The sequence below is a fragment of the Streptomyces sp. NPDC126503 genome (assembly GCF_040302405.1).
In the GTDB taxonomy this organism is placed as follows: domain Bacteria; phylum Actinomycetota; class Actinomycetes; order Streptomycetales; family Streptomycetaceae; genus Streptomyces; species Streptomyces gulbargensis.
The window spans coordinates 15,462-38,842 of record NZ_JBEORS010000017.1 but is presented as its reverse complement, the minus strand read 5'-3'; the positions used below and the strand labels follow the sequence as shown (position 1 = coordinate 38,842).

22 protein-coding genes are annotated in these 23,381 nt (G+C 72.6%); 20 read left to right on the top strand and 2 right to left on the bottom strand.

Features of this window, described 5'->3' with window-relative positions; genetic code table 11:
• Positions 1–16 precede the first annotated feature (16 nt).
• From ABTY40_RS21685 to nusB, 3 genes are read left to right on the top strand one after another with little or no spacing between them, the layout of a single operon-like run.
• Positions 17–1,129, top strand: coding sequence for a M24 family metallopeptidase (locus ABTY40_RS21685; protein WP_352061042.1), 1,113 nt, complete (start codon positions 17–19; stop codon positions 1,127–1,129).
• A 48-nt stretch (positions 1,130–1,177) separates the two neighbouring features.
• Positions 1,178–1,744 carry an elongation factor P gene (gene efp, locus ABTY40_RS21680; protein WP_345282178.1) on the top strand — a complete coding sequence of 189 codons (567 nt, stop codon included), beginning with the start codon at positions 1,178–1,180 and terminating at the stop codon, positions 1,742–1,744.
• A 2-nt stretch (positions 1,745–1,746) separates the two neighbouring features.
• The gene (gene nusB, locus ABTY40_RS21675; RefSeq protein WP_345282176.1) at positions 1,747–2,181 is read left to right on the top strand and encodes a transcription antitermination factor NusB; all 435 of its coding nucleotides are present in this window, start codon (positions 1,747–1,749) and stop codon (positions 2,179–2,181) included.
• 197 nt (positions 2,182–2,378) lie between these two features.
• On the opposite strand, the gene bldD is transcribed toward nusB, so the two are convergent.
• A complete protein-coding gene (gene bldD, locus ABTY40_RS21670) occupies positions 2,379–2,879 on the bottom strand; it encodes a transcriptional regulator BldD (RefSeq protein ID WP_309050665.1) in 501 nt (166 codons plus the stop codon).
• Between the two features lie 245 nt (positions 2,880–3,124).
• Between bldD and pyrR the strand changes: the two genes are divergently transcribed.
• The 14 genes from pyrR (at position 3,125) to ABTY40_RS21600 (ending at position 19,647) form a co-directional block, all read left to right on the top strand.
• Positions 3,125–3,688 carry a bifunctional pyr operon transcriptional regulator/uracil phosphoribosyltransferase PyrR gene (pyrR, locus tag ABTY40_RS21665; RefSeq protein ID WP_345282173.1) on the top strand — a complete coding sequence of 188 codons (564 nt, stop codon included), beginning with the start codon at positions 3,125–3,127 and terminating at the stop codon, positions 3,686–3,688.
• Between the two features lie 86 nt (positions 3,689–3,774).
• Positions 3,775–4,758 (top strand): aspartate carbamoyltransferase catalytic subunit, encoded by a 984-nt coding sequence (locus tag ABTY40_RS21660; RefSeq protein WP_352061041.1) that lies wholly within the window; start codon positions 3,775–3,777, stop codon positions 4,756–4,758.
• A 2-nt stretch (positions 4,759–4,760) separates the two neighbouring features.
• A complete protein-coding gene (locus tag ABTY40_RS21655; RefSeq protein ID WP_352061040.1) occupies positions 4,761–6,047 on the top strand; it encodes a dihydroorotase in 1,287 nt (428 codons plus the stop codon).
• Complete coding sequence (locus ABTY40_RS21650) at positions 6,044–6,631, top strand: PH-like domain-containing protein (RefSeq protein ID WP_345282167.1); 588 nt, start codon at positions 6,044–6,046, stop codon at positions 6,629–6,631. Before ABTY40_RS21655 ends, ABTY40_RS21650 begins: the two co-directional genes overlap by 4 nt.
• Positions 6,628–7,767 carry a glutamine-hydrolyzing carbamoyl-phosphate synthase small subunit gene (gene carA, locus ABTY40_RS21645; RefSeq protein ID WP_352061039.1) on the top strand — a complete coding sequence of 380 codons (1,140 nt, stop codon included), beginning with the start codon at positions 6,628–6,630 and terminating at the stop codon, positions 7,765–7,767. Before ABTY40_RS21650 ends, carA begins: the two co-directional genes overlap by 4 nt.
• Positions 7,760–11,068: a carbamoyl-phosphate synthase large subunit gene (carB, locus tag ABTY40_RS21640; protein ID WP_352061038.1), complete on the top strand. Its 3,309-nt coding sequence runs from the start codon at positions 7,760–7,762 to the stop codon at positions 11,066–11,068. The genes carA and carB overlap by 8 nt, the downstream gene beginning before the upstream one ends.
• Before the next feature lie 57 nt (positions 11,069–11,125).
• Positions 11,126–12,235 carry a quinone-dependent dihydroorotate dehydrogenase gene (locus ABTY40_RS21635; RefSeq protein ID WP_352061037.1) on the top strand — a complete coding sequence of 370 codons (1,110 nt, stop codon included), beginning with the start codon at positions 11,126–11,128 and terminating at the stop codon, positions 12,233–12,235.
• Positions 12,232–13,068 carry an orotidine-5'-phosphate decarboxylase gene (gene pyrF, locus ABTY40_RS21630; protein WP_352061036.1) on the top strand — a complete coding sequence of 279 codons (837 nt, stop codon included), beginning with the start codon at positions 12,232–12,234 and terminating at the stop codon, positions 13,066–13,068. Before ABTY40_RS21635 ends, pyrF begins: the two co-directional genes overlap by 4 nt.
• A 302-nt stretch (positions 13,069–13,370) precedes the next feature.
• Positions 13,371–13,694 carry an integration host factor gene (locus ABTY40_RS21625; protein ID WP_026246651.1) on the top strand — a complete coding sequence of 108 codons (324 nt, stop codon included), beginning with the start codon at positions 13,371–13,373 and terminating at the stop codon, positions 13,692–13,694.
• Between the two features lie 72 nt (positions 13,695–13,766).
• A complete protein-coding gene (gmk, locus tag ABTY40_RS21620) occupies positions 13,767–14,330 on the top strand; it encodes a guanylate kinase (RefSeq protein ID WP_352061035.1) in 564 nt (187 codons plus the stop codon).
• 28 nt (positions 14,331–14,358) lie between these two features.
• Complete coding sequence (rpoZ, locus tag ABTY40_RS21615; protein WP_005319902.1) at positions 14,359–14,631, top strand: DNA-directed RNA polymerase subunit omega; 273 nt, start codon at positions 14,359–14,361, stop codon at positions 14,629–14,631.
• Positions 14,632–14,689: 58 nt separating this feature from the next.
• Entirely contained in the window at positions 14,690–15,949 is a 1,260-nt protein-coding gene (gene coaBC / locus ABTY40_RS21610) for a bifunctional phosphopantothenoylcysteine decarboxylase/phosphopantothenate--cysteine ligase CoaBC (RefSeq protein WP_352061034.1), read from the top strand.
• Positions 15,950–16,215: 266 nt separating this feature from the next.
• Positions 16,216–17,424: a methionine adenosyltransferase gene (gene metK, locus ABTY40_RS21605; RefSeq protein ID WP_352061033.1), complete on the top strand. Its 1,209-nt coding sequence runs from the start codon at positions 16,216–16,218 to the stop codon at positions 17,422–17,424.
• A 93-nt stretch (positions 17,425–17,517) separates the two neighbouring features.
• Positions 17,518–19,647, top strand: coding sequence for a primosomal protein N' (locus tag ABTY40_RS21600; RefSeq protein ID WP_352061032.1), 2,130 nt, complete (start codon positions 17,518–17,520; stop codon positions 19,645–19,647).
• Between the two features lie 87 nt (positions 19,648–19,734).
• On the opposite strand, the gene ABTY40_RS21595 is transcribed toward ABTY40_RS21600, so the two are convergent.
• Entirely contained in the window at positions 19,735–20,253 is a 519-nt protein-coding gene (locus ABTY40_RS21595) for a hypothetical protein (RefSeq protein ID WP_352061031.1), read from the bottom strand.
• A 226-nt stretch (positions 20,254–20,479) separates the two neighbouring features.
• Between ABTY40_RS21595 and fmt the strand changes: the two genes are divergently transcribed.
• The 3 genes from fmt to ABTY40_RS21580 are packed head-to-tail and all read left to right on the top strand — an operon-like array spanning position 20,480 to position 23,241.
• Complete coding sequence (fmt, locus tag ABTY40_RS21590) at positions 20,480–21,412, top strand: methionyl-tRNA formyltransferase (protein WP_345282147.1); 933 nt, start codon at positions 20,480–20,482, stop codon at positions 21,410–21,412.
• A gap of 15 nt (positions 21,413–21,427) precedes the next feature.
• Positions 21,428–21,784: a hypothetical protein gene (locus ABTY40_RS21585; protein ID WP_352061030.1), complete on the top strand. Its 357-nt coding sequence runs from the start codon at positions 21,428–21,430 to the stop codon at positions 21,782–21,784.
• Between the two features lie 35 nt (positions 21,785–21,819).
• Complete coding sequence (locus tag ABTY40_RS21580) at positions 21,820–23,241, top strand: RsmB/NOP family class I SAM-dependent RNA methyltransferase (protein ID WP_352061029.1); 1,422 nt, start codon at positions 21,820–21,822, stop codon at positions 23,239–23,241.
• Positions 23,242–23,381 lie beyond the last annotated feature (140 nt).

Below are 23,381 nucleotides of genomic sequence, written 5' to 3'. Positions count from 1 at the left end.
TCGTAGGCTCGAAAACATGTCAGAGGTGTATGCGGACCGCCGTGTACGGCTGCGCGACCGGAGCGCGGCCGCGGGCAGCCCGGCGGCCCTGGTCTCCCGCCCCGCCAACGTCCGCTATCTCGCGGGCGCCGCACCCCCCGGAGCCGTGCTCCTCGTCGGGCCCGAGCCCGGCACGGACGTCCTGCTGCGCCCCACCGCGCCCGGCGCGGAACCGGCCGACGGGCGCCTCGACGAACTCCTGCGCCAGCAGATCCTCCCCACCGGCGGCGGCGACCCGGCGGTCCTCGCCGTGGACCTCGCCCGGCGGTCCGGTGCCGACGCGCTCGCCGTCGAGGAGCACGACCTCACCGTCGCCCGCCACCGGGCGATGGGCTACGTCACCCCGGGGCTGCCGCTGACCGACCTCGCCTGCGCGGTCGAACAGCTCAGGGTCGTCAAGGACGAGGACGAGATCGCCTGCCTCAGGATCGCCGCCGAGATCGCCGACCAGGCCCTCGGCGAACTCCTCGAATCGATCCTGGTCGGCAGGACCGAGCGCCATCTCGCCCTGGAGCTGGAGCGGCGGCTCGTCGACCACGGCGCCGACGGGGTCGCCTTCCCCACCTCCGTCGCCACGGGCCCGCACTCCGGCCGCCGGGGCCACCGGCCCACCGACCGGCGCGTCGAGGAGGGCGACTTCCTCTCCGTCTGCCTCGGCGCCGACTACCGCGGCTACCGCTGCGAGATCGGCCGCACCTTCGTCATCGGGACCACCCCCGCGGACTGGCAGATCGAGCTGTACGAGCTCGTCTTCGCCGCTCAGCGGGCGGGCCGGGAGTCCCTCGCCCCCGGCGCCGGATACCGTGACGTGGACCGTGCCGCCCGGCAGATCCTGGACGCGGCGGGCCACGCCGAGACCGCCGTTCCCCTCACCGGGCACGGTGTGGGGCTCGAAATCGACGAGGACCCGCAATTGTCCCCGTCGGCCATGGGTAAACTGGACGCTTGTGTGCCGGTCACCGTCGAACCGGGGGTCCACCTCCCGGGCCGGGGCGGAGTCCGGATCGATGACACGCTCGTCGTGCGCCAGGAGGCGGACGGCGGACCCGAGCTACTCACCATCACGACCAAGGAGCTGCTCGCGCTCTAGGGCGCGTACGCCTCCGGGGTCCACGTCAGTCCAGGAGATTCCGCAACCGTGGCTTCCACGAACGACCTCAAGAACGGCATGGTGCTCAAGCTCGAAGGCGGCCAGCTCTGGTCCGTCGTCGAGTTCCAGCACGTCAAGCCCGGCAAGGGCCCGGCCTTCGTGCGCACCAAGCTCAAGAACGTGCTGTCCGGCAAGGTCGTCGACAAGACCTTCAACGCGGGCGTGAAGGTCGACACGGCCACCATCGACCGCCGCGAGATGCAGTTCTCCTACATGGACGGCGAGTACTTCGTCTTCATGGACATGGAGACCTACGACCAGCTGATGGTCGACCGCAAGGCCGTCGGCGACGCCGCCAACTTCCTCATCGAGGGCTTCACCGCCCAGGTCGCGCAGCACGAGGGCGAGGTGCTCTACGTCGAGCTGCCGGCCGCGGTCGAGCTGACCGTCGCCGAGACCGAGCCGGGCGTCCAGGGCGACCGCTCCACCGGTGGCACCAAGCCCGCCACCCTGGAGACCGGTCACCAGATCCAGGTGCCCCTCTTCATCACCACCGGTGAGAAGATCAAGGTCGACACCCGCACCAGCGACTACCTCGGCCGGGTGAACAGCTAACCGTGGCCGCCCGGAGCAAGGCCCGCAGGCGGGCCTTCCAGATCCTGTTCGAGGCCGACCAGCGCGGCGCCTCCGTGCACGAGGTCCTCGCGGACCAGGTCCGGCACCACCGGGCCGACGACCGCCAGCCGCCGGTGAACGACTTCACCATGCAGCTGGTCGAGGGCTATGCCCAGCACATCGACCGGATCGACGACCTGATCGCGACCTACGCGGTGGACTGGGACCTCGACCGGATGCCGGTCGCCGACCGGAACATCGTGCGCCTCGGCGCGTACGAGCTCCTCTGGGAGGACGGCACGCCGGACGCGGTCGCGATCGACGAGGCGGTGCAGCTCGCCAAGGAGTTCTCCACGGACGAGTCGCCGACCTTCGTCAACGGTCTCCTCGCGCGTTTCAAGGACCTGAAGCCGCGCCTGCGCCGGGACGAGGCCTAGGGACCCCCCGGGACTCCGTCCGCCGTCACGCCACGCGAAGGGGCCCGCAGCATCCTGTGCTGCGGGCCCCTTCGCGTACCACCGTCGGGGTGAGACGGCGGGAACGCGCGGACGAAAAGCGCCGGGCCCGTGGACGTCGGTCGACGTCCACGGGCCCGGCGGCACGTTTCTGCTGGACGGCCGCGGCCTCGCCGCGGTCAGTTGTCCTCGTGGGCGACCGCGCGGCGCGCGTCCGCGTCCAGCACGCCCCAGCTGATCAGCTGGTCGGTGAGGACCGAGGGGGACTGGTCGTAGATGACGGCCAGGGTGCGCAGGTCGTCCTGGCGGATCGACAGCACCTTGCCGTTGTAGTCGCCGCGCTGCGACTGGATCGTCGCCGCGTAACGCTGGAGCGGGCCGGCCTTCTCCGCGGGGACGTGCGCGAGCCGCTCCAGGTCCAGGACCAGCTTCGGCGGGGGCTCGGCGGCACCGCCGGGGGTCGTGCCCGGCAGCAGCTCCTGCACCGGAACCCCGTAGAAGTCCGCCAGCTCCGCCAGACGCTGCACGGTCACCGCGCGGTCGCCACGCTCGTAGGAGCCGACCACCACGGCCTTCCAGCGGCCCTGGGACTTCTCCTCCACCCCGTGGAGCGAAAGACCCTGCTGGGTGCGGATGGCGCGGAGTTTGGCCCCGAGCTGCTTTGCGTATTCGCTGGACATAACGCTCCCGGACGCTGTGACGACATGCGGCTGCGCCGCGCGGCTGGTAACTCACTGTGAGGTTACGCAGCGTTACTCTTTCCCGTCAAGCCGAATGGTCCGTACCGCCCCCCTGCGAGCGACGGCGCCCGGTGTGGCGCAGGGGGTGTGGGCGGGGGGACCGTTCGCCCCTGGTAGAGTGGACGGCGCAATTCCGACGTCCTTTAAGGTCCGTCCCGTGAGGCGGAGAAGGAGGTCCGTTTCACATGGACGCACAGCAGCAGACCGGTGCGGCACGGCCCGTTCTCGAGGCCCCCGACATCGCGCGGGTTCTGACCCGCATCGCCCACGAGATCGTCGAGCGCGCCAAGGGCGCCGACGACGTGGTCCTCCTCGGCATTCCCACCCGCGGCGTCTTCCTCGCCCGGCGGCTCGCCGACAAGCTCGAATCGATCACCGGCACCAAGATCCCGGTCGGCTCCCTGGACATCACCATGTACCGGGACGACCTGCGGATGAAGCCCGCCCGCGCCCTCGGCCGCACCGAGATCCCGGGCGAGGGCATCGACGGCCGCCTCGTCGTCCTCGTCGACGACGTCCTCTTCTCCGGGCGCACCATCCGCGCCGCGCTCGACGCCCTCGGTGACATCGGCCGCCCGCGCGCCGTCCAGCTCGCCGTGCTCGTCGACCGCGGCCACCGCGAACTCCCGATCCGCGCCGACTACGTCGGCAAGAACCTCCCCACGTCGCTGCGGGAGACGGTCAAGGTACAGCTCTCCGAGGAGGACGGTCGCGACACCGTGCTGCTCGGTTCGCAGCCCGCCTCCTGAACCGGACCGGCTTCCCCACGGGGCCGGGGCCCGTCCCCGCGCCCCGGCATGCCCTCATACCTCCCGACACCGGAGAGACACCCCCGATGATGCGTCACCTCATCTCGGCCGCCGACCTCACCCGCGACGACGCCGTCCTCATCCTCGACACCGCCGAGGAGATGGCCCGGGTGGGCGACCGGCCGATCAAGAAACTGCCGACCCTGCGCGGCCGGACGATCTGCAACCTCTTCTTCGAGGACTCCACGCGGACCCGGATCTCCTTCGAGGCCGCCGAGAAGCGTCTCTCCGCCGACGTGATCAACTTCGCCGCCAAGGGGTCCAGCGTCTCGAAGGGCGAGTCCCTCAAGGACACCGCGCAGACCCTGGAGGCCATGGGCGTCGACGCCGTCGTCATCCGGCACAGCGCCTCCGGCGCCCCCTACCGGCTCGCCACCTCCGGCTGGATCGACGCCCCCGTCATCAACGCGGGTGACGGCACCCACCAGCACCCCACCCAGGCCCTCCTGGACGCCTTCACCATGCGCCGCCGCCTCGTCGGCCGCGACGCCGGCCTCGGCCAGGACCTCGCCGGCAAGCGCATCACCCTGGTCGGCGACATCCTGCACAGCCGCGTCGCCCGCTCCAACGTCGACCTGCTGCACACCCTCGGCGCCGAGGTCACCCTGGTGGCCCCGCCCACCCTGGTCCCCGTCGGCGTCGAGACCTGGCCCTGCGAGATCAGCTACGACCTCGACAGCGTGCTGCCGAAGTCCGACGCGGTCATGATGCTCCGGGTGCAGCGCGAGCGGATGAACGCCGCCTTCTTCCCCACCGAGCGCGAGTACTCGCGCCGCTACGGGCTCGACGGCGACCGGATGGCGAAGATGCCCGAGCACGCAATCGTCATGCACCCCGGCCCCATGGTCCGCGGCATGGAGATCACCGCCGAGGTCGCCGACTCCGACCGCTGCACGGTCGTCGAGCAGGTCGCCAACGGCGTCTCCATCCGCATGGCCGTCCTCTACCTGCTGCTCGGTGGCTCCGAGCCCGCCCCCACCACCCCCGCCCGTACCGAGGAGAGCAAGTGACCATGAGCAAGATCCTGATCCGCGGTGCGCAGATCCTGGGCGGTGAGCCGCAGGACGTCCTGATCGACGGCGAGACCATCGAGGCCGTCGGCACCGGCCTGTCCGCCGAGGGCGCCGAGGTGATCGAGGCCGCCGGCCGGATCCTGCTGCCCGGCCTGGTCGACCTCCACACCCACCTGCGCGAGCCCGGCCGCGAGGACTCCGAGACCGTCCTCACCGGCACCCGCGCCGCCGCCTCCGGCGGCTACACCGCCGTCTTCGCCATGGCCAACACCTTCCCCGTCGCCGACACCGCCGGCGTCGTCGAGCAGGTCTGGCGCCTCGGCCGGCAGTCCGGCTACTGCGACGTGCAGCCCATCGGCGCCGTCACCGTCGGCCTGGAGGGCAAGAAGCTCGCCGAGCTCGGCGCCATGCACGACTCCGCCGCCGGCGTCACCGTCTTCTCCGACGACGGCAAGTGCGTCGACGACGCGGTCATCATGCGCCGCGCCCTGGAGTACGTGAAGGCCTTCGGCGGCGTCGTCGCCCAGCACGCCCAGGAGCCCCGCCTCACCGAGGGCGCCCAGATGAACGAGGGCATCGTCTCCGCCGAGCTCGGACTCGGCGGCTGGCCGGCCGTCGCCGAAGAGTCGATCATCGCGCGCGACGTCCTCCTCGCCGAGCACGTCGGCTCCCGCGTCCACATCTGCCACCTCTCCACCGCCGGCTCCGTCGAGATCGTCCGCTGGGCCAAGTCCCGCGGCATCGACGTCACCGCCGAGGTCACCCCGCACCACCTCCTCCTCACGGACGAGCTGGTCCGCACGTACAACCCGGTCTACAAGGTCAACCCCCCGCTGCGCACCGAGCGTGACGTGCACGCGCTGCGCGAGGCCCTCGCCGACGGCACGATCGACATCGTCGCCACCGACCACGCCCCGCACCCGCACGAGGACAAGGACTGCGAGTGGGCCGCGGCCGCCATGGGCATGGTCGGCCTGGAGACCGCCCTCTCCGTCGTCCAGCGGACGATGGTCGAGACCGGCCTCCTCGACTGGGCCGGCGTCGCCGACCGCATGTCCTTCGCCCCCGCCCGCATCGGACGGGCCCGCGGCCACGGCCGCCCCGTCTCGGCAGGTGAGCCCGCGAACCTGACCCTGGTCGATCCGGCATACCGTGGTGTCGTGGACCCCGCGGACTTCGCCTCCCGCAGCCGCAACACCCCCTACGAGGGCCGCGAGCTGCCGGGACGCGTCACCCACACCTTCCTGCGGGGCCGGGCAACGCTCGTGGACGGGAAGCTGGCGTGACACCACTCATCACCCTCGCCGCACAGGCTGCGGAGACCGCCGAACAGAAGTCGGCCGAGGTGACCGACTGGGCCGCGCGGCTCGGCTGGGTCGCCGGACTGCTGCTCTTCATCGCCTTCGTCTACTGGCTCATGCGCCAGGGATGGAAGTGGCGCGGCAGTCTCCAGTCGGACCTGCCCCCGCTCCCCGCGCTGCCGGAGCGGCCCGGCGAGGCGACACTGACTCTCAGCGGGCGCTACCACGGGTCCACGACCGCCGGGCAGTGGCTCGACCGGATCGTGGCCCACGGCCTGGGCACCCGCAGCCGGGCCGAGCTCACGCTCACCGGCGCCGGGATCTCGGTCGTACGCCCCGGGGCGTCCGACTTCCTCATCCCGGCCGCCGCCCTGCGTGAGGCACGCCTCGACAAGGGCATCGCCGGCAAGGTCCTCGCCGAGGGCGGGCTCCTGATCGTCACCTGGGAGCACGGCGGGAAGCTGCTCGACTCCGGCTTCCGCTCCGACCGGGCGGCCGAGCACACCGCCTGGGTCGAAGCCCTCAACTCCATGAACCCCGTAAGCACGACGGAAGGCATCGCACGATGACGACCTCCACCAGGGGAACCAGGGTTCCCGCCGTACTCGTCCTGGAGGACGGCCGCATCTTCCGCGGCCGCGCCTACGGGGCCGTGGGGGAGACCTTCGGCGAGGCCGTGTTCTCCACCGGCATGTCCGGCTACCAGGAGACCCTCACCGACCCGTCGTACCACCGCCAGGTCGTGGTCATGACCGCCCCGCACGTCGGCAACACCGGCGTCAACGACGAGGACCCCGAGTCCGGCCGCATCTGGGTCTCCGGATACGTCGTCCGCGACCCCGCCCGCGTCCCCTCCAACTGGCGCGCCACCCGCACCCTCGACGAGGAGCTGGAGCGCCAGGGCGTCGTCGGGATCTCCGGCGTCGACACCCGTGCCCTCACCCGCCACCTCCGCGAGCGCGGCGCCATGCGCGTCGGCATCTTCTCCGGCGACGCGGTCCGCGGCGACGGCGAACTGCTCGCCAAGGTCCAGGCGCAGCCCCAGATGACCGGCGCCGACCTCTCCGCCGAGGTCGCCACCAAGGAGGCGTACGTCGTCCCCGCGATCGGTGAGAAGAAGTTCACCGTCGCCGCCGTCGACCTCGGCATCAAGGGCATGACCCCGCACCGGATGGCCGAGCGCGGCATCGAGGTCCACGTCCTGCCCGCCACCGCCACCGCCGAGGACGTCTACGCCGTGGCGCCCGACGGCGTGTTCTTCTCCAACGGCCCGGGCGACCCGGCGACCGCCGACGGCCCCGTCGCCGTCATGCAGGAGGTCCTGCGCCGCAAGACCCCCCTCTTCGGCATCTGCTTCGGCAACCAGATCCTCGGCCGCGCCCTCGGCTTCGGCACCTACAAGCTGAAGTACGGCCACCGGGGCATCAACCAGCCCGTCCAGGACCGCACCACCGGCAAGGTCGAGGTCACCGCGCACAACCACGGCTTCGCCGTCGACGCGCCCCTCGACGCGGTCTCCGACACCCCCTTCGGGCGTGCCGAGGTCTCCCACGTGTGCCTGAACGACAACGTCGTGGAAGGCCTGCGGCTGCTCGACCAGCCCGCCTTCTCCGTCCAGTACCACCCCGAGGCGGCCGCCGGCCCGCACGACGCCGCGTACCTCTTCGACCGCTTCGTATCCCTGATGGAGGCCGAGCGTGCCTAAGCGCACCGATATCCAGTCCGTCCTGGTCATCGGCTCCGGCCCGATCGTCATCGGCCAGGCCGCCGAGTTCGACTACTCCGGCACCCAGGCGTGCCGCGTCCTCAAGGCCGAGGGCCTGCGGGTCATCCTGGTGAACTCCAACCCGGCGACGATCATGACCGACCCGGAGATCGCCGACGCGACCTACGTCGAGCCGATCACCCCCGAGTTCGTCGAGAAGATCATCGCCAAGGAGCGCCCCGACGCCCTCCTGCCCACCCTCGGCGGCCAGACCGCGCTCAACACCGCGATCTCCATGCACGAGCAGGGCGTCCTGGAGAAGTACGGCGTCGAGCTCATCGGCGCCAACGTCGAGGCCATCCACAAGGGCGAGGACCGCGACCTGTTCAAGGGCGTCGTGGAGGCCGTCCGCGGCAAGATCGGCCACGGCGAGTCCGCCCGCTCGGTCATCTGCCACTCCATGGACGACGTCCTCAAGGGCGTCGAGACCCTCGGCGGCTACCCCGTCGTCGTCCGGCCCTCCTTCACCATGGGCGGCGCCGGCTCCGGCTTCGCCCACGACGAGGAGGAGCTGCGCCGCATCGCCGGCCAGGGCCTCACGCTCTCCCCGACCACCGAGGTGCTCCTGGAGGAGTCCATCCTCGGCTGGAAGGAGTACGAGCTGGAGCTGATGCGCGACAAGAACGACAACGTCGTGGTCGTCTGCTCCATCGAGAACTTCGACCCGATGGGCGTCCACACCGGCGACTCCATCACCGTCGCCCCGGCGATGACCCTCACCGACCGCGAGTACCAGCGGCTGCGCGACATCGGCATCGCGATCATCCGCGAGGTCGGCGTCGACACCGGCGGCTGCAACATCCAGTTCGCGGTCAACCCCGCCGACGGCCGGATCATCGTCATCGAGATGAACCCGCGAGTCTCCCGCTCCTCCGCGCTCGCCTCCAAGGCCACCGGCTTCCCGATCGCCAAGATCGCCGCCAAGCTGGCCGTCGGCTACACGCTGGACGAGATCCCGAACGACATCACGGAGAAGACCCCGGCGTCGTTCGAGCCCACCCTCGACTACGTCGTCGTCAAGGCCCCCCGCTTCGCCTTCGAGAAGTTCCCCTCCGCCGACTCCACGCTGACCACGACCATGAAGTCGGTCGGCGAGGCCATGGCGATCGGCCGCAACTTCACCGAGGCGCTCCAGAAGGCCCTGCGCTCCCTGGAGAAGAAGGGCAGCCAGTTCGCCTTCACCGGCGAGCCCGGCGACAAGGCCCAGCTGCTGCGCGACGCGGTCCGCCCGACCGACGGCCGCATCAACACCGTGATGCAGGCCATCCGCGCCGGCGCCACCCCCGAGGAGGTCTTCGAGGCCACGAAGATCGACCCGTGGTTCGTCGACCAGCTGTTCCTCATCAAGGAGATCGCCGACGAGCTGGCCGCCGCCGAGAAGCTCGACCCCGAGCTGCTCGCCGAGGCCAAGCGCCACGGCTTCTCCGACGCCCAGATCGCGGAGATCCGCGGCCTGCGCGAGGACGTCGTCCGCGAGGTCCGGCACGCCCTCGGCGTCCGCCCCGTCTACAAGACGGTCGACACCTGCGCCGCCGAGTTCGCCGCGAAGACCCCGTACTTCTACTCGTCCTACGACGAGGAGAGCGAGGTCGCGCCGCGCGAGAAGCCGGCCGTGATCATCCTCGGCTCCGGCCCGAACCGCATCGGCCAGGGCATCGAGTTCGACTACTCCTGCGTCCACGCCTCCTTCGCCCTGAGCGACGCCGGCTACGAGACCGTGATGGTCAACTGCAACCCGGAGACCGTCTCCACCGACTACGACACCTCCGACCGGCTCTACTTCGAGCCGCTCACCCTGGAGGACGTCCTGGAGATCGTCCACGCCGAGTCCCTCGCGGGCCCGATCGCCGGCGTCGTCGTCCAGCTCGGCGGCCAGACCCCGCTCGGCCTCTCCCAGGCCCTCAAGGACAACGGCGTCCCCGTCGTCGGCACCTCCCCGGAGGCCATCCACGCCGCCGAGGACCGCGGCGCCTTCGGCCGGGTCCTCGCCGAGGCCGGCCTGCCCGCCCCCAAGCACGGCACCGCGACCACCTTCACCGGCGCCAAGGCCATCGCCGACGAGATCGGCTACCCGGTGCTCGTACGCCCCTCGTACGTGCTCGGCGGCCGCGGCATGGAGATCGTGTACGACGAGGCCCGCCTGGAGTCGTACATCGCCGAGTCCACCGAGATCAGCCCCACCCGGCCGGTCCTGGTCGACCGCTTCCTCGACGACGCCATCGAGATCGACGTCGACGCGCTCTACGACGGCGAGGAGCTCTACCTCGGCGGCGTCATGGAGCACATCGAGGAGGCCGGCATCCACTCCGGCGACTCGGCCTGCGCCCTGCCCCCGATCACCCTCGGCGGCCACGACATCAAGCGCCTGCGCGCCTCCACCGAGGCCATCGCCAAGGGCGTCGGCGTGCGCGGCCTGATCAACATCCAGTTCGCCATGGCCGGCGACATCCTGTACGTCCTGGAGGCCAACCCGCGCGCCTCCCGGACCGTCCCCTTCACCTCGAAGGCGACCGCCGTCCCGCTCGCGAAGGCCGCCGCCCGCATCTCGCTCGGCGCCACCATCGCCGAGCTGCGCGCCGAGGGCCTGCTGCCGAAGAACGGCGACGGCGGCACCCTGCCGCTCGACGCGCCGATCTCCGTCAAGGAGGCCGTGATGCCGTGGTCGCGCTTCCGCGACGTGCACGGCCGCGGCGTGGACACCGTCCTCGGCCCGGAGATGCGCTCCACCGGCGAGGTCATGGGCATCGACGCGGTCTTCGGCACGGCCTACGCCAAGTCGCAGGCCGGCGCCTACGGCCCGCTGCCCACCAAGGGCCGCGCGTTCATCTCCGTCGCCAACCGCGACAAGCGCTCGATGATCTTCCCGGCGCGTGAGCTCGTCGCCCACGGCTTCGAGCTGCTCGCCACCTCCGGCACCGCCGAGGTCCTCAAGCGCAACGGCATCAACGCCACCGTCGTGCGCAAGCTCAGCGAGGGCGAGGGCCCGGGCGGCGAGAAGACCATCGTCCAGCTCATCCACGACGGCCAGGTCGACCTGATCGTCAACACCCCGTACGGCACCGGCGGCCGCCTCGACGGCTACGAGATCCGTACGGCGGCGGTCTCGCGCGGCGTCCCGTGCCTCACCACGGTCCAGGCACTCGCCGCGGCCGTCCAGGGCATCGACGCCCTCAACCACGGTGACGTGGGCGTCCGCTCGCTCCAGGAACACGCGGAACACCTGACCGCGGCCCGCGACTAGCAGCCCAGTGAGGGGGACACCGGAAACGGTGTCCCCCTCTTCGTGAGGACACCCTTCATGTACAAGCTCTTCTTCCAGCTCGTCTTCCAGCGCATGGACCCGGAGAAGGCCCATTACCTGGCCTTCCGCTGGATCCGCCTCGCCGTCCGCGTCCCGGTGCTGCGCACCTTCGCCGCCGCCGTGTTCGCCCCCCGGTACAAGGAGCTGCGCACCGAGGCCCTCGGCCTGCGGATGCACGGCCCCTTCGGCCTCGCCGCCGGCTTCGACAAGAACGCCGTCGCGATCGACGGCATGGCCATGCTCGGCTTCGACCACGTCGAGATCGGCACGGTAACCGGCGAGCCCCAGCCCGGCAACCCCAAGAAGCGCCTCTTCCGGCTGGTCCAGGACCGCGCCCTGATCAACCGCATGGGCTTCAACAACGACGGCTCGGCCGCCGTCGCCGCCCGCCTCGCCACCCGCCGGCCCGTCCTGCGGACCGTCGTCGGCGTGAACATCGGCAAGACCAAGGTCGTCCCCGAGGCGGAGGCCACCGCCGACTACGTGAAGTCCGCCGAGCGGCTCGCCCGCCACGCCGACTACCTCGTCGTCAACGTCTCCTCCCCGAACACCCCCGGACTGCGCAACCTGCAGGCCACCGAGTCCCTGCGCCCGCTGCTGACCGCGGTGCGCGAGGCGGCCGACCGCACGGTGACCGGCCGCCGGGTCCCGCTCCTGGTCAAGATCGCCCCCGACCTCGCCGACGAGGACGTCGACGCCGTCGCCGACCTGGCCCTCGAACTCGGCCTCGACGGCATCATCGCCACCAACACCACCATCGCCCGCGAGGGCCTCGGCCTGCGGTCGGACCCGGCCCTCGTCCAGGAGACCGGCGGCCTCTCCGGCGCCCCGGTGAAGGCCCGCTCCCTGGAGGTCCTGCGCCGCCTGTACGCCCGCGTGGGTGACCGGATGGTCCTCGTCGGCGTCGGCGGCATCGAGAACGCCGAGGACGCCTGGCAGCGCATCCTCGCCGGCGCCACCCTGATCCAGGGCTACAGCGCCTTCATCTACGAGGGCCCCTTCTACGCCCGCGCGATCCACAAGGGCCTCGCCGCGCGCCTCGCCGCCTCCCCGTACGCCACCCTCGCCGAGGCCGTCGGCGCCGACACCCGAAAGGCCACCGCATGACCCTCCCCTTCGGCACCCGCCTGCGCGCCGCCATGGACGAGCGCGGCCCCCTCTGCGTCGGCATCGACCCGCACGCCGCCCTGCTGGACTCCTGGGGCCTCGCGGACGACGTGGCGGGCCTGGAGCGCTTCACCTTCACCGTGGTGGAGGCCCTGGCCGGCACCGTGGCCGTCTTCAAGCCCCAGTCCGCCTTCTTCGAGCGCTTCGGCTCGCGGGGCGTCGCGGTCCTGGAACGGGCCGTCGCGGACCTGCGGCAAGCGGGCGGCCTGGTCGTCATGGACGCCAAGCGCGGGGACATCGGCTCCACGATGGCCGCCTACGCGGAGGCCTTCCTGCGCAAGGACGCGCCCCTCTTCTCCGACGCGCTCACGGTCTCCCCGTACCTCGGCTACGGCTCCCTGAAGCCCGCCGTGGACCTGGCCCGCGAGTCCGGCGCCGGCCTCTTCGTCCTGGCCCTCACCTCCAACCCGGAGGGGGCCGAGGTCCAGCGGGCCGTCCGTGAGGACGGCCGGACCATCAGCGCGACGATGCTCGCCCACCTGGCCGAGGAGAACGCGGGGGAAACCCCGATGGGTTCCTTCGGCGCGGTCGTCGGCGCGACCCTGGGCGACCTGTCCTCCTTCGACCTGGACATCAACGGCCCCCTCCTCGCCCCCGGCATCGGGGCGCAGGGAGCCACCCCCGCGGATCTGCCCGCCGTCTTCGGCGCGGCCGTCCGCAACGTCGTCCCGAACGTGAGCCGGGGCGTCCTCCGGCACGGTCCCGACGCCACCGCGCTGCGCGCCTCCGCCGAGCGGTACGCGGACGAGATCCGGGCCGCCGTCGGCGCCTGATCCGGGTCCTGGGGCAATTGGCGCAGGTCGGAGCGGATCGGCCGGGCCGGGGTGGTCCGTCTCACTCCTTGACGAAAAGATGGCCCAAAACCCGCTCGTTATGCCCGAAAAGTCCTGGTCAGTCGATGCTGACCAGGACTTTTCCGCTGTTCTCGCTGACTGGAGCGGCCTCGGCCGCTAGTCTCCGGAGCAGAGCGGGCGTTCAACGGGCACTTCGTTGATCGTTGCTCCACTGGTGTGGGGGCGACTAGGTTCCTCACCGGGTCCGTATCCGACAGTTCGACATCCGAGGTGACGTAGGCGTGGCTCTTCCGCCCCTTACCCCTGAACAGCGCGCAGCCGCGCTCGAAAAGGCCGCCGCGGCTCGCCGGGAGCGGGCCGAGGTCAAGAATCGACTCAAGCACTCCGGCGCCTCCCTCCACGAGGTCATCAAGCAGGGCCAGGAGAACGACGTCATCGGCAAGATGAAGGTCTCCGCGCTTCTTGAGTCCCTGCCGGGCGTGGGCAAGGTCCGCGCCAAGCAGATCATGGAGCGGCTCGGCATCTCCGAGAGCCGCCGTGTCCGAGGTCTCGGCTCCAACCAGATCGCCTCCCTGGAGCGCGAGTTCGGCAGCACCGGCGCCTGACCTTTCGGTACATTTCCGGCACCGGGCGTCCTTGCTGCGCGAGCGGGGGCGAACCACTGGAATAATCGCTGCATGGCAGCAGAGGCACGTCCGCGACTGACCGTGCTCTCCGGCCCCTCCGGGGTCGGCAAGAGCACGGTCGTCGCTCATATGCGCAAGGTCCACCCCGAGGTCTGGCTCTCGGTGTCGGCCACGACACGGAAGCCCCGCCCGGGCGAGCAGCACGGCATCCAGTACTTCTTCGTCACGGACGACGAGTTCGACAAGCTGGTCGCCAACGGTGAGCTCCTCGAATGGGCCGAGTTCGCGGGCAACCGCTACGGCACCCCCCGCCGTGCGGTCCTCGACCGCCTGGAGGCGGGTGAGCCCGTCCTCCTGGAGATCGACCTCCAGGGCGCCCGCCAGGTCAAGGAGTCCATGACCGACTCCCAGCTGGTCTTCCTCGCTCCGCCGAGCTGGGAGGAGCTGGTCCGCCGGCTGACCGGCCGCGGCACCGAGTCGCCCGAGGTCATCGAGCGCCGACTGGCCGCAGCCAAGGTCGAACTGGCCGCCGAGGCGGAGTTCGACACCACCCTCGTCAACACCTCCGTCGAGGACGTGGCGCGCGAGCTGCTAACGTTGATGCACGTAGTCTGATCTTTTATCCATCTTCGGAAGGTAGAGCGTGTCCTCTTCCATCACCGCGCCCGAGGGCATCATCAACCCGCCGATCGACGAGCTGCTCGAGGCCACGGACTCGAAGTACAGCCTCGTGATCTACGCGGCCAAGCGCGCGCGTCAGATCAACGCGTACTACTCGCAGCTCGGTGAGGGCCTGCTGGAGTACGTGGGCCCCCTCGTCGACACCCACGTCCACGAGAAGCCGCTCTCGATCGCCCTGCGCGAGATCAACGCGGGCCTGCTGACGTCCGAGGCCATCGAGGGTCCGGCTCAGTAAGCGCGTCACGTTCGTCATCCCAGGCCCGGCGGCACGTCCGCCGGGCCTGTGGTGTCTCATGGAGTCGTACGCATCCGAGCACGGGGAGTCGCGGGGAGTGACAGTGGTGACGAAGCCGAGGGTCGTCCTGGGCGTGAGCGGCGGCATCGCCGCCTACAAGGCCTGCGAACTGCTGCGGCGGCTGACCGAGTCCGGCCACGACGTACGCGTCGTCCCGACCGACGCCGCCCTCCACTTCGTCGGCGAGGCGACCTGGTCCGCCCTCTCCGGCAACCCGGTCTCCACCGAGGTGTGGGAGACCGTCCACGAGGTGCCGCACGTCCGCATCGGGCAGGCCGCCGACCTGGTCGTCGTCGCCCCCGCCACCGCCGACATGCTCGCCAAGGCCGCCCACGGCCTCGCGGACGACCTCCTCACCAACACACTGCTCACCGCCCGCTGTCCGGTGGTCTTCGCCCCCGCCATGCACACCGAGATGTGGGAGCACCCCGCCACCCAGGAGAACGTGGCCACCCTGCGCCGCCGCGGCGCCGTCGTCATCGAGCCCGCCGTCGGCCGGCTCACCGGCGTCGACACCGGCAAGGGCCGCCTCCCGGACCCCGCCGAGATCTTCGAGGTCTGCCGCCGGATCCTGGCCCGCGGCACCGCCGCGCCCGACCTCGCCGGCCGCCATGTCGTCGTCAGCGCCGGCGGCACCCGCGAGCCCCTCGACCCCGTCCGCTACCTCGGCAACCGCTCCTCCGGCAAGCAGGGCTACGCGCTCGCCAGGGCCGCCGCCGCCCGGGGCGCCCGGGTCACCCTGGTCGAGGCCAACACCGGCATCCCCGACCCGGCCGGCGTCGACGTCGTGCACGTCGGCACCGCCGTCCAGCTCCGCGAGGCCGTCCTCAAGGCGGCGGCCGACGCCGACGCCGTGGTCATGGCCGCCGCCGTCGCCGACTTCCGCCCCGCCGCCTACGCCTCGGGGAAGATCAAGAAGAAGGACGACGGCGGGGCGCCGACCGTCGAGCTGGTCCGCAACCCCGACATCCTCGCCGAGCTCTCCGCCGACCGCGCCCTGCCCGGCCAGGTCGTCGTCGGCTTCGCCGCGGAGACCGACGACGTGCTCGCCCACGGCCGCGAGAAGCTCCGCCGCAAGGGCTGCGACCTGCTCGTCGTCAACGAGGTCGGCGAGCGGAAGACCTTCGGCTCGGAGGAGAACGAGGCCGTGATCCTCGCCTCGGACGGCGCCGAGACCCCCGTACCGTACGGGCCCAAGGAGGCGCTCGCCGAGACCGTCTGGGACCTGGTGCTGCCCCGGCTGCGCCCCGCGACCTGACACTTCTGCGTCCCGGACCGAGGGAGCCGGACGGCTACCGGGCGGTGCGTGAAACACCCCCTTGGGGGTGATTCACGCCGCAGGGAAGGCGGCCCGGCCACCCGCCACCCGGGCCGTCCGGCCCGACCCCGACCATTCGTCTGGCGAGACACCTGCTTCACTCGCTGGTCACGACCGATAGACTGTTCGCGGAACGTCGCGGGGCGCAGCCCCCTGCCGGTCCGCTCAACCCATAGCCAGCAGCCGCTGCAACCCCAGGGAGCGTTGTGTCCCGTCGTCTGTTCACCTCGGAATCCGTCACCGAGGGTCACCCCGACAAGATCGCTGACCAGATCAGCGACACCATTCTCGACGCGCTGCTCCGGGAGGACCCCACCTCCCGCGTCGCCGTCGAGACGCTGATCACCACCGGTCTCGTGCACGTCGCCGGTGAGGTGACCACCAAGGCGTGGGCGGACATCCCGACCCTCGTCCGGAACAAGATCCTGGAGATCGGTTACGACTCCTCCAAGAAGGGCTTCGACGGCGCCTCCTGCGGCGTGTCGGTGTCCATCGGATCGCAGTCCCCGGACATCGCCCAGGGTGTCGACACCGCGTACGAGAAGCGCGTGGAAGGTGACGAGGACGAGCTGGACAAGCAGGGCGCGGGCGACCAGGGCCTGATGTTCGGTTACGCGTCGGACGAGACCCCCGAGCTGATGCCGCTGCCCATCCACCTGGCGCACCGGCTCTCGCGCCGTCTGACCGAGGTCCGCAAGAACGGCACCATCCCGTACCTGCGCCCCGACGGCAAGACGCAGGTCACCATCGAGTACGACGGTGACAAGGCCGTCCGCCTGGACACCGTGGTCGTCTCCTCGCAGCACGCCTCCGACATCGACCTGGAGTCGCTGCTCGCGCCGGACATCCGCGAGTTCGTCGTCGAGCACGTCCTGGGGCAGCTCGTCGAGGACGGCATCAAGCTCGACACCGAGGGCTACCGGCTCCTGGTGAACCCGACCGGCCGCTTCGAGATCGGCGGCCCGATGGGCGATGCCGGCCTCACCGGCCGCAAGATCATCATCGACACCTACGGCGGCATGGCCCGCCACGGCGGCGGTGCCTTCTCCGGCAAGGACCCGTCCAAGGTCGACCGTTCGGCCGCCTACGCCATGCGCTGGGTCGCCAAGAACGTGGTCGCCGCGGGCCTCGCCTCGCGCTGCGAGGTCCAGGTCGCCTACGCGATCGGCAAGGCCGAGCCCGTCGGCCTCTTCGTCGAGACCTTCGGCACGAACACCGTCGAGACCGAGAAGATCGAGAACGCCATCGCCGAGGTCTTCGACCTCCGCCCGGCCGCGATCATCCGCGACCTCGACCTGCTCCGCCCGATCTACTCCCGGACCGCCGCCTACGGCCACTTCGGCCGTGAGCTGCCGGACTTCACCTGGGAGCGCACCGACCGCGTGGACGCCCTCAAGCAGGCCGCCGGCCTGTAAGCGGCCGCCGCACGCCCCGGAAGCCCGGCGCCCCCGAGGGGTGCCGGGCTTCGGCGTGCCCGGCTGTCGGACCCGTCTGGTAGGTATGGGGCTGTGAGCAGCGAGAACGAGAAGTCCGACGGGCCCGAGCAGCTCGCGCTCATTCGGGAGACCGTCCGGAAGGCGAAGGTGCCGCGCGCCAAGCCGCGGACCTGGCGCGGCGCGCCCCTGGCCAAGGAGCTGCCCGTCGCCCGGGTCGTGGTCAACAAGGGCGTGCTCCACCTCGACCAGTTCTTCGACTACGCGGTCCCCGAGGAACTCGACGCCGCCGCCCGGCCGGGCGTCCGGGTCCGGGTCCGCTTCGGGGCCGGGGCACACCAGGTCAAGAACGGCCGGCGCGAGGGCGGTCGGCTGATCGACGGCTTCCTCGTGGAGCGCAGGGCCTCCTCCGACTACGCCGGACCGCTGGCCGCCCTCGCCGACGTGGTCTCGCCCGAGCCGGTCCTCGGCCCCGAACTCCTCGGCCTCGCGCGGGCGGTCGCCGACCGGTACGCCGGCAGCCTCGCCGACGTCCTCCAGCTCGCCGTCCCCCCGCGCAGCGCCAAAGCCGAGGCGAGCCCCTCACCCGCACCGCTGCCCCCGCCGCCCGCGCCCGGGCCCGGCACCTGGACGCGGTACGAACGCGGGCCCGCCTTCCTGGAGTCCCTCGCGCGCGGCGGGGCGCCCCGCGCCGTCTGGAACGCCCTGCCGGGCCCCCACTGGGCCGAGGAGATCGCCCGCGCCGTCGCCGCCACGCTCGCCTCCGGCCGGGGCGCCCTCGTCGTCGTCCCCGACGGCCGCGCCGCCGGACGGGTCGACGCCGCCCTGACGGCCGTCCTCGGAGAGGGCCGGCACGCCCTGCTCACCGCCGAGGCCGGACCCGAGAAGCGGTACGCGCGCTGGCTCGCCGTACGGCGCGGCTCCGTCCGCGCCGTCGTCGGCACCCGCGCCGCGATGTTCGCCCCCGTACGGGACCTCGGGCTCGCCGTCATCTGGGACGACGGCGACGGCAGCCACAGCGAACCGCACGCCCCGCAGCCCCACGCCCGCGAGGTGCTGCTGCTGCGCGCCGCCCACGACCGCTGTGCCTTCCTCCTCGGCTCCACCAGCTGCACCGTCGAGGCCGCCCAGCTCGTCGAGACCGGATGGGCGAAGCCGCTCTCCGCCCCCCGCGAGCAGATCCGCCGGGCCGCCCCGCTGGTCCGGACCGTCGGCGACGGCGAACTCGCCCGCGACGAGGCGGCCCGCGCCGCACGCCTGCCCTCGCTCGCCTGGCAGGCCGTACGGGACGGCCTCAAGAGCGGCCCGGTGCTCGTGCAGGTCCCGCGCCGCGGCTACGTACCGCGGCTCGCCTGCGAGCGCTGCCGCGCACCGGCCCGCTGCCGGCACTGCGCGGGACCGCTCGAAGCGCCCGAACAGCAGGAGCTGCGCTGCGGCTGGTGCGGCCGTGGCGCTCCCGACTGGTCCTGCGTGGCCTGCGGCTCCACCCGGCTGCGGGCCAGCGTCGTCGGGGCGCGGCGGACGGCCGAGGAACTGGGCCGCGCCTTCCCCGCCGTGCCCGTCCGGACCTCCGGGCGCGACCACGTCCTGGACCGGGTGCCGGGCCGGCCCGCGCTCGTCGTCTCCACCCCCGGCGCCGAACCCGTCGCCGAGGGCGGCTACGCGGCCGCCCTCCTCCTCGACGGCTGGGCCATGCTCGGGCGGCCCGACCTGCGGGCGGGGGAGGAGGCGCTGCGGCGCTGGATCGACGCGGCCTCCCTGGTGCGGGGCCAGCCCGACGGCGGCACGGTCGTCGTGGTCGCCGAACCCACCCTCCGGCCGGTGCAGGCCCTGGTCCGCTGGGACCCGGTCGGGCACGCCCAGCGCGAGCTGGCCGAACGCGCCGAGCTCGGCTTCCCGCCGGTCTCCCGCATGGCGGCGGTCGCCGGCCCGCCCGAGGCGGTCACGAGCTTCCTGGCCGCCGCCGAGCTGCCCCCGGACGCCGAGGTGCTCGGCCCCGTCCCGCTGCCGGTCGTCCGCCCCGGCGGCGCGCGGCGCCCCGGTGACCCGCCGCCCGGCGAGCAGTGGGACCGGGCCCTGGTGCGGGTGCCGCCGGGCAGCGGCGCGGCCCTCGCCGCCGCCCTCAAGCAGGCCCGCGCGGCCCGCTCGGCACGCGGCGCGGGCGATCCGGTGCGGATCCGCGTCGACCCCGTGGACATCGGCTGACCGCCGGCCCCGCGGGACCGGGGCCCGGACGCGCGACGGCCGCCCGTCCCCGCCGGGGGAGGGCGGCCGGCTCGGTGCCGCGAGGGATCAGGCGCCCCGCGGGCCGGGCAGGGCCGGCGGCCTGGGCTCCTCGCGGAGCGCGGCGCTCCCCGAGGTGGGCTGCGGCGGCATGGACCGCGCCGCCGGCACGGTGGGCAGCGTACGGGTCGCGCCCGGCTCCGCCGTACGGTCCTGGTCCGCGCCACCGCCCTGCTGCGGCGTGCGGCGGGCGCCGTAGCGGCGGTGGACGGCCTGCTTGGTGACGCCCAGCGCGGACCCCACCGCGTCCCAGGAGAACCCGAGCGAACGGTCGAAGTCGACCGCCGCGGTCACCAGGGTCTCCACGCTGTCGCGCAGCTCCTGGGCCAGGCGTACGGTCGGGGCGGGCGCCCGGCCGTAGACGACGAAGCCCGTGGACGGGCCGGAGCGGCGAGGGCGGTAGACATTGCCCAGCTGAGCCGTGAGCGTGCGCAGTGCGTCCACCTGCCGCCGGACCCGCTCGATGTCCCGCACCAGCAGGTGCAGACTCGCCCGGGCCTGGGCGTCGTGGGTTGCGTGGTCGGCCATGGATAAGCCTCTCGAACCGGCGATGAAAGGGGCGGGCCGCCCGGGGAACGGCGACCCGATTCGGTCAATCTCTCTTGACCAACGCGCCACGGGGAGTTGGGTCACGGTGCGGGGGCGTACACGCATATGCGCGAGGCGCCCGGCCTCCCGTACGCCCCCTCGCGCCACCGCCCCTAAACTGGTGTGCCGCCCGCAACACCCCCGGACAGACAGGCAGTCGCCCTTCATGAAGCTCGTCTTCGCAGGCACCCCCGAGGTCGCCGTTCCCGCCCTGGACGCCCTGCTCGCCTCCGGCCGGCACGAGGTGGCCGCCGTGGTCACCCGCCCGGACGCCCCGGCGGGACGCGGCCGGCGGCTGGTCGCCAGCCCGGTCGCCCAGCGCGCGGAGGAGGAGGGCATCGAGGTCCTCAAGCCGGCGAAGCCGCGTGACGAGGACTTCCTCGCCCGGCTGCGGGAGATCGCCCCCGACTGCTGCCCGGTCGTCGCCTACGGCGCGCTCCTGCCCAGGACCGCCCTCGACATCCCCGCGCACGGCTGGGTCAACCTGCACTTCTCGCTGCTGCCCGCCTGGCGCGGCGCGGCGCCCGTGCAGCACTCGCTCATGGCCGGCGACGAGGTGACCGGGGCGTCCACCTTCCGGATCGAGGAGGGGCTCGACTCGGGTCCCGTCTACGGTGTCGTCACCGAGGAGATCCGGCCCACCGACACCAGCGGCGACCTGCTCACCCGCCTCGCCTTCGCCGGCGCGGGTCTGCTCGCGGCCACGATGGACGGCATCGAGGACGGCAGCCTCAAGCCCGTGCCGCAGCCCGCCGAGGGCGTCACCCTCGCCCCGAAGATCCAGGTCGAGGACGCCCACGTCGACTTCGCGGCCCCCGCCCTGCGGGTGGACCGGGTGGTCCGCGGCTGCACCCCGGCCCCCGGCGCCTGGACCGTCTTCCGCGGCGAACGCCTCAAGCTGATCCAGGTCGCCCCCCTCCCGGACCGCACGGACCTCGCCCCCGGCGAACTCGCCGCCGGCAAAAACAACGTGTACGCCGGCACCGGCTCGTACGCCGTCGAACTGCTGTGGGTCCAGCCCCAGGGCAAGAAGCCGATGAAGGCGGCCGACTGGGCGCGCGGGGTGCGGATCGCGCCGGGGGAGCGTCTGGGCGCGTAGGGCGGAGCGTCCGCGGTGCTGCTCCCGCTCCCCGACGGGTCCTGGTGGGACTGGGCGGTACTCGGCTACGACGGCAGCCGGCTGACGCTCGCCGCGGGCCACGACCTCACGTATCACCACGGGCTCGAAGTGGTCTTCACGGACACTCGCTACGTCCGGTGCCCGACGGACTTCACGGACCCCGCGTTCCGCGAGCCCACCTCCGAGGAGCGCGCGGAGGTCACCCGGTTCCTCGGTGAGGAACCGCCCGTCCTCGTCGCCTTCGAGGCGGACGGCGGCGGCACGGTGCCCGTCTCCTGCCTGATCGCCGCCGAGGACTGGGCGATCCGGCAGGGGCGTTTTCCCCGGTGGGGGAGGGCGGACGTACGCTGAGAGGGTTCGGCCCCCTTTCGTCACGCGGAGCACCTTTGAGCGAGCAGGCACGTCGCCGCACCCCCCAGCCCCCCAGGCCCCACCGGCGGCCCAAGAAGGACCCCGTCCGGATGCTCGCCTTCGAGGTGCTCCGGGCGGTGGACGAGCGCGACGCCTACGCCAACCTGGTGCTGCCGCCGCTGCTGCGCAAGGCCCGCGAGAAGGACGGCTTCGAGTCCCGGGACGCGGCGCTCGCCACCGAGCTGGTCTACGGCACGCTGCGCCGGCAGGGCACGTACGACGCGATCATCTCCGCCTGCGTCGACCGGCCGCTGCGCGAGGTCGACCCGCCGGTCCTCGACGTCCTCTCGCTCGGCGCGCACCAGCTCCTCGGCACCCGGATCCCCACCCACGCCGCCGTCTCCGCCAGCGTGGAGCTGGCCCGGGTGGTCCTCGGCGACGGGCGGGCGAAGTTCGTCAACGCCGTCCTGCGGAAGATCGCCCGGCAGGACCTCGACGCCTGGATCGCCGAGGTCGCCCCGCCGTACGAGGAGGACGCCGAGGACCACCTCGCCGTCGTCCACTCCCACCCGCGCTGGGTCGTCTCCGCGCTCTGGGACGCGCTCGGCGGCGGCCGGGCCGGCATCGAGGCCCTCCTGGCCGCCGACAACGAGCGGCCCGAGGTCACCCTCGTCGCCCGGCCCGGCCGGTCCACCACCGAGGAGCTGGCCGCCGCCGCCGAGACGGAGCCGGGCCGCTGGTCCCCGTACGCCCTCCGGCTCGCCGAGGGCGGCGAACCCGGCGCCCTCGACGCCGTACGGGACGGCCGGGCCGGCGTCCAGGACGAGGGCAGCCAGCTCGTCGCCCTCGCCCTCGCCAACGCCCCGCTGGAGGGCCCCGACACCCGCTGGCTCGACGGCTGCGCCGGCCCCGGCGGCAAGGCCGCCCTCCTCGGCGCCCTCGCGGCCGGACGCGGGGCCGCCCTGCTCGCCTCCGAGAAGCAGCCGCACCGCGCCCGCCTCGTGGAACGCGCCCTCGCCGGCAACCCCGGCCCCTACCAGGTCATCGCCGCCGACGGCACCCGCCCGCCGTGGCGCCCCGGGTCCTTCGACCGGGCCCTGGTGGACGTGCCCTGCTCGGGCCTCGGCGCCCTGCGCCGCCGCCCGGAGGCCCGCTGGCGCCGCCGCCCCGAGGACCTGGACGGCTTCGGGCCGCTCCAGCGCGGGCTGCTCACCGAGGCCCTGCGCGCGGTACGGGTCGGCGGGGTCGTCGGCTACGCGACCTGCTCGCCGCACCTCGCCGAGACCCGGGTGGTCGTGGACGACGTCCTGAAGCGGACCGGGGGCGGCGAGCTGATCGACGCCCGCCCGCTGTTCCCCGGCGTCCCGGACCTCGGCGACGGACCCGACGTCCAGCTATGGCCGCATCTGCACGGCACGGACGCCATGTACCTGGCGCTGATCCGCCGGACCTCCTGAACCGCGACGCGGCCCGCGCCCCCGCACCGCGGGCCGCTATCTCCCGGTCTGTACCGGTCCCGTGCTCGTCGCTTCGTACCGAAACTGGTCTGGACCGCAACCGAAACCGCTCCGCGGCAAAGAAGTGCCCAAGAACATGG